Annotated in this window: 8 protein-coding genes; 2 read left to right on the top strand and 6 right to left on the bottom strand. The window is 73.3% G+C overall.

Translation table 11 applies throughout. The features are described 5' to 3' along the window. Both ABZU52_RS31210 and cobA read left to right on the top strand, forming a co-directional pair. The coding region (locus tag ABZU52_RS31210; protein WP_354974512.1) for a precorrin-8X methylmutase at window positions 1–329 on the top strand (329 nt) is incomplete at its 5' end. After that, window positions 326–1,987, top strand: coding sequence for a uroporphyrinogen-III C-methyltransferase (gene cobA, locus ABZU52_RS31205; RefSeq protein WP_354974511.1), 1,662 nt, complete (start codon window positions 326–328; stop codon window positions 1,985–1,987). The genes ABZU52_RS31210 and cobA, both read left to right, overlap by 4 nt. 3 nt (window positions 1,988–1,990) lie before the next feature. Here the strand turns inward: cobA and ABZU52_RS31200 are convergent, their stop codons facing one another. The 6 genes from ABZU52_RS31200 to ABZU52_RS31175 form a co-directional block, all read right to left on the bottom strand. Next, a complete protein-coding gene (locus tag ABZU52_RS31200; protein WP_354974510.1) occupies window positions 1,991–4,147 on the bottom strand; it encodes an FtsX-like permease family protein in 2,157 nt (718 codons plus the stop codon). Then, window positions 4,144–4,824: an ABC transporter ATP-binding protein gene (locus tag ABZU52_RS31195; protein ID WP_354974509.1), complete on the bottom strand. Its 681-nt coding sequence runs from the start codon at window positions 4,822–4,824 to the stop codon at window positions 4,144–4,146. The genes ABZU52_RS31200 and ABZU52_RS31195 overlap by 4 nt, the downstream gene beginning before the upstream one ends. Then, window positions 4,821–5,345 carry a PadR family transcriptional regulator gene (locus ABZU52_RS31190; protein ID WP_354974508.1) on the bottom strand — a complete coding sequence of 175 codons (525 nt, stop codon included), beginning with the start codon at window positions 5,343–5,345 and terminating at the stop codon, window positions 4,821–4,823. The genes ABZU52_RS31195 and ABZU52_RS31190 overlap by 4 nt, the downstream gene beginning before the upstream one ends. A gap of 111 nt (window positions 5,346–5,456) precedes the next feature. After that, on the bottom strand, window positions 5,457–5,819 hold the full coding sequence (crcB, locus tag ABZU52_RS31185) for a fluoride efflux transporter CrcB (protein ID WP_354974507.1): 363 nt from the start codon (window positions 5,817–5,819) through the stop codon (window positions 5,457–5,459). Next, window positions 5,816–6,289: a CrcB family protein gene (locus ABZU52_RS31180; RefSeq protein ID WP_354974506.1), complete on the bottom strand. Its 474-nt coding sequence runs from the start codon at window positions 6,287–6,289 to the stop codon at window positions 5,816–5,818. The genes crcB and ABZU52_RS31180 overlap by 4 nt, the downstream gene beginning before the upstream one ends. Window positions 6,290–6,445: 156 nt before the next feature. Then, on the bottom strand, window positions 6,446–7,204 hold the full coding sequence (locus ABZU52_RS31175; RefSeq protein WP_354974505.1) for a class I SAM-dependent methyltransferase: 759 nt from the start codon (window positions 7,202–7,204) through the stop codon (window positions 6,446–6,448). Window positions 7,205–7,342 lie beyond the last annotated feature (138 nt).

Here is a 7,342-nt window from a genome sequence, read left to right as displayed (position 1 = left end):
CGGTCGGCGAGCCGGCCGCCGCCGAGCTGGGCCGCTCGGCCGGGATCACCCGGTCGGCGGCGGCGGTCCGGATCGCCCTGACCCGGGTCGGTCCCGGCGCGGTCTGGGTGGTCGGCTGCGCGCCCACCGCGCTCGTCGAACTGCTCACAGTGGACGCCGCGCCGGCGCTCGTCGTCGGCCTGCCGGTCGGCTTCGTGGGCGCCGCGGATTCGAAGGCGGCGCTGCGGGCCAGCGGCCTGCCCGCCGTGTCCAACGTGGGGGAGAAGGGTGGCTCGGCGGTCGCCGCCGCCGCCCTCAACGCCCTGCTCTACGTCGAGGAGAAGTCATGACCGGGTTGGTGATCGTCGGGCACGGCACGCGCAGCGCGGCCGGGGTCGAGCAGTTCGCCGCTCTCGTCGAGCGGGTCCGCCGTCGCGGTGACGTCGCGGACGTCGAGGGCGGCTTCATCGAGCTGTCCCGTCCACCGCTGACCGACGCGGTCGGCGCGCTCGTCGCGCGCGGGCACCGGGCCCTCGTCGCGTTGCCGCTGGTGCTCACCGGCGCCGGACACGGCAAGGGCGACATCCCCGCCGCGATGGCCCGGGAGCAGCAGCGCCACCGCAGGCTGACGTACCGCTACGGACGTCCGCTCGGCCCCCACCCGCTGTTGCACGACGCCCTCGAACAGCGCATCGACGCCGCACTGGCCGGTGCCGACCGGGCCGGCATGAAGCTGGCTGATGCCGACCGGGCCGGCACGTGGGTGGCGTTGATCGGGCGAGGGTCCACCGACCCGGACGCGAACGCCGAGGTGGCCAAGGTCGCCCGGCTGCTCTGGGAGGGGCGCGGCTACGCGGGCGTGGAGCCCGGTTTCATCTCCCTCGCCCAGCCGTCGGTGCCGGCCGTGCTGGAACGGCTGCGCCGGCTCGGCGCGCGGCGGATCGTGGTGGCGCCGTACTTCCTGTTCGCCGGGGTGCTGCCGGACCGGATCGTGGCCCAGTCGGCGGAGTTCGCCGCCGCGCACCCCGACCTGGACGTCCGGGTCGCCGAGGTGATCGGCGACTGTGACGCCCTCGCGGATCTGGTGCTCGAACGCCACGCCGAGGCGCTGGGCGGTGACATCCGGATGAACTGCGACACCTGCGCGTACCGGGTGCTGATGCCCGGCTTCGCGGACAAGGTGGGTCGCCCGCAACGTCCGCACGACCACCCCGACGACCCGGTCGGCCACCACCATGGGCACGACCACCACGATCACGACCACCACGATCACGGCTCGGTCGCCGTGGTCGGCGGCGGGCCGGGGCCCGACGACCTGATCACGGTACGCGGCAGGGCGCTGCTCGACGCGGCGGACGTCGTGGTGGTCGACCGACTCGCCCCGCAGGGGCTGCTCGCCGGGCTACGCCCCGACGTGCTGGTGGTCGACGCCGCGAAGGTGCCCCGTGGCCCGTCGATGGCCCAGCAGGCGATCAACGAGGCCCTGGTGGCGCACGCCCGCGCCGGTCGTCGGGTGGTCCGCCTCAAGGGTGGCGACCCGTACGTCTTCGGGCGCGGCCACGAGGAGGTGCAGGCCTGTACGGCGGCCGGGGTGCCGGTGACTGTGGTCCCCGGGGTGAGCAGCGCCATCGCCGCACCGGCCCTCGCCGGCGTGCCGGTGACCCACCGGGGCGTGGCGCACGACGTCACAGTCGTCTCCGGGCACCTGCCGCCCGGTCACCCGGACTCGCTTGTCGACTGGGCGGCGCTGGCCCGCACCCGGGGCACCGTCGTGTTGCTGATGGCCGTCGACACCATCGCCAAGATCGCGGCGGTGCTGATCGAGCACGGTCGCGCCCCGCAGACGCCGGTGCTGGCCATACAGGACGCCGGGCTGCCCGACCAGCGGTCCCTACCCGCCCGGCTGGACGAGATCGGCGCCGTCGCCGCCCGGGAGGGCGTCGGCCCGCCCGCCGTCTTCGTCCTCGGCCCGGTGGTCGCCCTCACCACCACCGGGCCGACGGTCTGACGACTACTCGCTGCGGGCGGTCTCCGGCCCGGTGATGCGTTCCAGCAGCGGCAGGGTGGAGGCGATGACGCCGAGGCAGGCGACCAGTCCAACGACGACGATCACGTAGAAGCCCGGCTGCGGCGCGACGAGCGTGTAGTCCATCTGCGCCCGCAGGAACAGGTGGGCGGCGAGCAGGCCCATGCCGATGGCGACGGCGGCGACGGCGAGCATCGGTACGGCGCTCTCCAGCGCCACCACCCGACGCAGCACCCGCACCGGTGCGCCGCTGAGCCGCAGCAGGCTGAACGGGCGTCGGCGTTCGGTGAGACCGCCGATGACGCTGACCGCGAGGCTGCACCCGCCGAGCGCGAGACTGGCCACGATGATGACGTTGGCCAGTTGTTCCCAGCCGCGCAGCGTGTCGGCGAAGTCCGACTCGAAGTCGCCGGGCACGTTCGGACCCACCCAGAAGGTCGGGAAGGCGACCTCCAGCACGGTGCGGACGCGCTCGACGGCGGCGGCGGAGCCGTCGGTGCCGACGACCATCGACCCGACCGGCAGCCGCTGGAGTTCGTCGAGGGTGAGCGACGCGGCGGGCCAGACCGTCGCGGGCGACGCCGACTCCCGCCAGCGGCTCAGGCCCATCGGCACCTCGATCACGCTCGCGCCCTCGGCGCACCGGCCGTACGCGCTCGGGAGGTCGGTGCACGCGATCAACCCGCCCTCGCCACCGTTGGTCATGTCCGGGTCCTCCCGGATGGCGGTCGCGGACCGCACCCCGCTGATTGCCCGCAATTCGGCGAAGAGCGTGTCGGGCACCGACGTCGTCTTCTCGTCGAAAACGGTGGTCACCGTGCCCGCGTCGGTCGAGCCGACCGGTGCCGGGCCACGTTCGTCGACGATTGTGGTGATCACACCGACGGCGACGCTCGTGACGAAGAGCGCGAGCATGATGCCGCTGATCGCCCGGAACCCGGCCTTCGGGTTGTCGGCGAGACGCCGCGCGGCGATGAGCGTGGCCGGGCGGTTGGCGTACCGGGCCATCACCCGCGCGCCGACCATCGTCAACCACGGGCCGGCGAAAACGAGGCCGGCCATGATGAGCAGCAGGGCGGGCAGGAACACCGCGGTCTGGCCGTCGGACTTCTCGGGCCGGTATCCGAGGGCGAACACCAGCACGGCGACGCCGAGCACCATCGGAATCAGCCGGTACGCGCGCGGAGCGCGGGGGGTGACGCGGCGGGTGACGCCCAGCGGCGAGATCCGGACCCGGCGTAGCGAGACCTGGGCGGCCAGCGCCGCGCCGGCCGGGACGCCGAGCGCCACCAGCAGAACGTTCAGCAGGCCCAGGGACATGTCGCCGGGGAAGAACGGCATGCCGGTGAACGGGATGCCCGCGAGCGTGTCGCGGAACGCGTAGAACAGGCCGAAGCCGACGGCGGTGCCGGCGACGGCGGCGGCGGCCGCCTCCACCGCGGCGACCGTCGAGATCTGCCGGGGTGTCGCGCCGACCAGGCGCATCGCGGCGAAGCGCTGCTCCCGGCGGGCGGCGCTGAGCCGGGTGGCGGTGCCGATGAAAATCAGCACCGGGAAGAGCAGTCCACCGGCGATCACGCCCAGAATGAGGTTCACCGTGGTCTCGGGGAGGGCGGGCTTGTCATCGAGGTGGTCGACCTGCCGGGAGTGGGGCAGCTTGGCGACGCTGTCCGGCGTGCCGCCCACGATGGCGAGCAGGGTGTCCGGTGAGGTCAACCCGGACGGTCCGACGGTGCCGAGGTCACGCCCCGGGTATCGGTCGGCCAGGTGGTCGGCCGGCTGTGCCGCGAACAGTTCCCGCAGCGCCGGCGAGACGTAGAACTCGCCGGGGCCCGGAGTGGTCGGGATGCCGGCCGGGGTGGGCGCGGTCGATCCGGTGGCGGCGACGTCGATCCGGAGGATCGGCTTGCCGTGGAAGAAGTCGTCCCGGGTCGACCACCACAGTGGATCGGCGGCACCGGCGGTGGAGGCCTGGGGATAGATCGACGCGTACCGGGTGAGCTGGGCGTCGACCGCGTTGACCCCGGCGAGGGTGGTCAGCAGCAGCCCGCTGCCGATCGCGACGGCGGCGGCGATGACGATCAGGCGGGTGAGCGCCTCCCGGCCGCCGGCCACGGCGAGGCGGAGCCCGAACCGGATCACGACGCGATCCGGTCCGGCGCGTTGACGCGCCCGTCGCGGACCATGACCTCACGGTCGGCGTACGCCGCGATCCTCGGCTCGTGGGTGACCAGGATGACCGTGGTGCCCTGCTCGCGGGCCGCGCTGACCAGCAGGTCCATCACCTGCTCGCCGGTGAGCGAGTCGAGCGCGCCGGTCGGCTCGTCGGCGAAGAGCACCTGCGGCTCGGCGACCAGGCCCCGGGCCAGGGCGACCCGCTGCGCCTGCCCACCGGACAGCTCACCCGATCGGCGCTGCTGCATGCCGTCGAGGTCGAGACGCTCGAACCACGCGTACGCCCTGCGCAGCGCCTCCGTGCGGCGTACGCCGCTGAGCAGCAGCGGAAGGGCGACGTTCTCCACCGCCGTCAGCTCGGGGACGAGCTGGCCGAACTGGAACACGAAGCCGAACCGGTCCCGGCGCAGGCTGCTGCGCTCGGTCTCGGCCATGGCGTGGACCCTGGCCCCGTCGAAGAGGATCTCGCCGGAGTCGGGCACCAGGATGCCGGCCAGGCAGTGCAACAGCGTGGACTTGCCCGAGCCGCTGGGGCCCATGACGGCGACGATCTCGCCCGCGTCCACGGCGAGGCTGGCGCCGCGCAGCGCGGGGGTCTGGCCGAAGGAGAACTCCACGTCACGCGCTTCGATCACGACGCTCACGGCCGCACCTCATTCCGCAGGGCGTCCAGTCGGGCGCCGGTCATCTCGATCCACCGGAGGTCCGCCTCCAGGTGGTAGAGGCCGTGGTCGGCCAGCAGCGCGTCGACCAGGTTGCCGGCGCGCTTGATCTCGGTCAGCTCACGCATCCGTTGCAGGTGCGCGCGGCGCTGGGTGTCGAGGTATTCGGCGGCCGGCCGGTCCAGCATCAGCGCGAGCACGACCTTGGCGAAGAGCACCGTCTGCAGGTGCGGCTCCGGGTCGACCGGCTGGGTCAGCCACTGCTCGACCTCGGTCGCCCCGACGTCGGTGATGACGTAGCGCTTGCGGTCCGGACCGGAGCCGGGGGCGACGTCGCTGATCACCACCTTGCCGTCGCGAGCCAGTCGGCTGAGGGTGGAGTAGACCTGGCCGAACGGCAGTGGCTTGCCTCGGCCGAAGAAGGCGTCGTAGTCGCGCTTCAGGTCGTAACCGTGGCTGGGCTCCCGTTCGAGGAGGCCGAGAAGAGTCAGTGGCACGCTCATGCCAGCAGACTACACCGAGGGTATACCCCGCGTATATACCCTCGGTGTGTTTGCTGACCTCGCCTGGTCCAGGCGTTGGTGTCGATGGAGTGTGGCGCGGCTGGCGCGCGGTCAGCCGGTCAGCGCGCGGGCCAGGGCGTAGCCGGCGGTGGCCGCGGCGAGCCCGGCGGCCACGCTGCCGAACACGTTGGCCAGCGCGATCAGCCGATGACCACCAGTGGTCAGCCGCAACGTCTCGTAGCTGAAGGTGGAGTAGGTGGTCAGCGCGCCGCAGAAGCCGGTGCCGAGCAACGCGCTGACCGCCGGGCCGGCCGGCCAACCGGCCAGGACGCCGAGCAGCAGCGACCCGGCCACGTTGACGGTCAGCGTGCCCCAGGGGAACGCCGAGGCGTGCCGGGCCTGCACGGCCCGGTCGGTCAGGTAGCGCAGCGGCGCGCCGATGGCCGCGCCCAGGGCGATGAGCAGGACGGTCATCGGGCCGCCCGGCGCAGCAGCCCGGCGGTGACCGCATCGCCCAGCCCGACCGCGCCGAGCGCCCCGAACACCGTCGCGGCGAGATACGCCAGCGCGGTGCCCGGTGCGCCCGCGACGATCGCCTGCTGGACGTCGACCGCGTACGTGGAGAAGGTGGTGAACCCGCCGAGCACCCCGACCCCGAGGAACGGGCGCGCCAGCGGGTGCCCACCGCCGAGATGCCCGAGCACCGCCATCAGCACGCCGATCAGCAGGCAACCGGACGTGTTGACGGTGAACGTGGCCCACGGGAAGCCGGCCGGTTGGTGCGGAACGGCGTGTTGCAGACCGGCCCGAGCCAGCGCGCCGAGCGCCCCGCCGGCAGCGATCGCGGCGAGAATCGTCGCGGGGCGCGCGGTCAGCTCGCGGCGGTCGGCGGGGAGCCGCAGGTCGACGTCGGGGTCGGTACGCGGCTCGAACGGTTCTGACACGGGTCCTCCCTACCAGCACGGGCATCACTGGCAGGGACCGTTGGCGAGCGGTGTCGCGGTTCTCCCGTCGTACCGGCGGGACGGCGGGCCCCACCGCCGGGAGTCGTTCGGCTCCGCTACCACCCTAGCGCCACGCCGATCTGGGGAGGGGGAGGGTCAGCGCACCGCCGCGACGGCGGCGTCCGGGCCGCCTCGCCAGACCGTGCCGACCTCGCTGAAGCCGGCCGCGGTGAGCGCGGCCAGGTGCCAGGAGACCGGTGGGTTCCACTCGGGGCTGTGCCCGGTCGGGTAGATCGCGTGTCGTTGGGCTACCAGCGGCGCGAGCGTCGGGTCGGTGCCGGCCCGCTCCCACCAGTCCGACCAGGACAGCATCGAGCCGGCGGCGTACCGGGCGTTGCGCCGGTCCCGGGCCCGGTCCATCAGCCGCTTGGTCAGCTCCGGCAGGGTGTCGTCCGGCATGTGGTCGGCGTTGACGAAGACGCCGCCCGGTCGCAGCACGTCGCGCAGCTCGGCGTAGAGCTGCCCGAGCCGGTCGGCCGGCAGCCAGTGCAGGGCGGTGGCGGTGAGCACGGCGTCGTACTCCTGGTGCGGGAGCGTGGAACGCCATTCGGGGGTGCCGAGGTCGGCGGTGATGATGGTGGCGCGATCGGCCAGCGAGGCGCTGGCGATGGCGAGCAGCGCCGGGTCGAGGTCGACCACTGTGGTCTGCGCGGCGGGGAAGCGCGCCAGTGTCCGCAGCGAGATGGTGCCGGTGCCGCCGGCCAGGTCGAGCACCCGCGGTGGCCGGCCGTCGAGGACCGCGTCGACGGTGTCGAGCATGGCGGTGAACCGGTGTTCCCGGTCCGGGAGGTAGGCCTCCTGCTGGCGGTCCCAGCTCTCCTGCCAGGCCCAGGGATCCGCGATGTAAGGACTCATGGCGATCAGGCTAGTTACGAGCCGAGCACGTTGTCCAGACCTTGTTGCACATATTTTGCAATTGCGGGAAGATGGCAGGGCGATGATCAGAGCGACGCCGGGCCGGGGGGGTGGCGCGCCCCGCCCTGGGCGCCCCGC

This window comes from Micromonospora sp. NPDC005220, assembly GCF_040607895.1.
Lineage (GTDB): Bacteria > Actinomycetota > Actinomycetes > Mycobacteriales > Micromonosporaceae > Micromonospora.
This window is presented reverse-complemented; position numbering and strand designations above follow the sequence as displayed.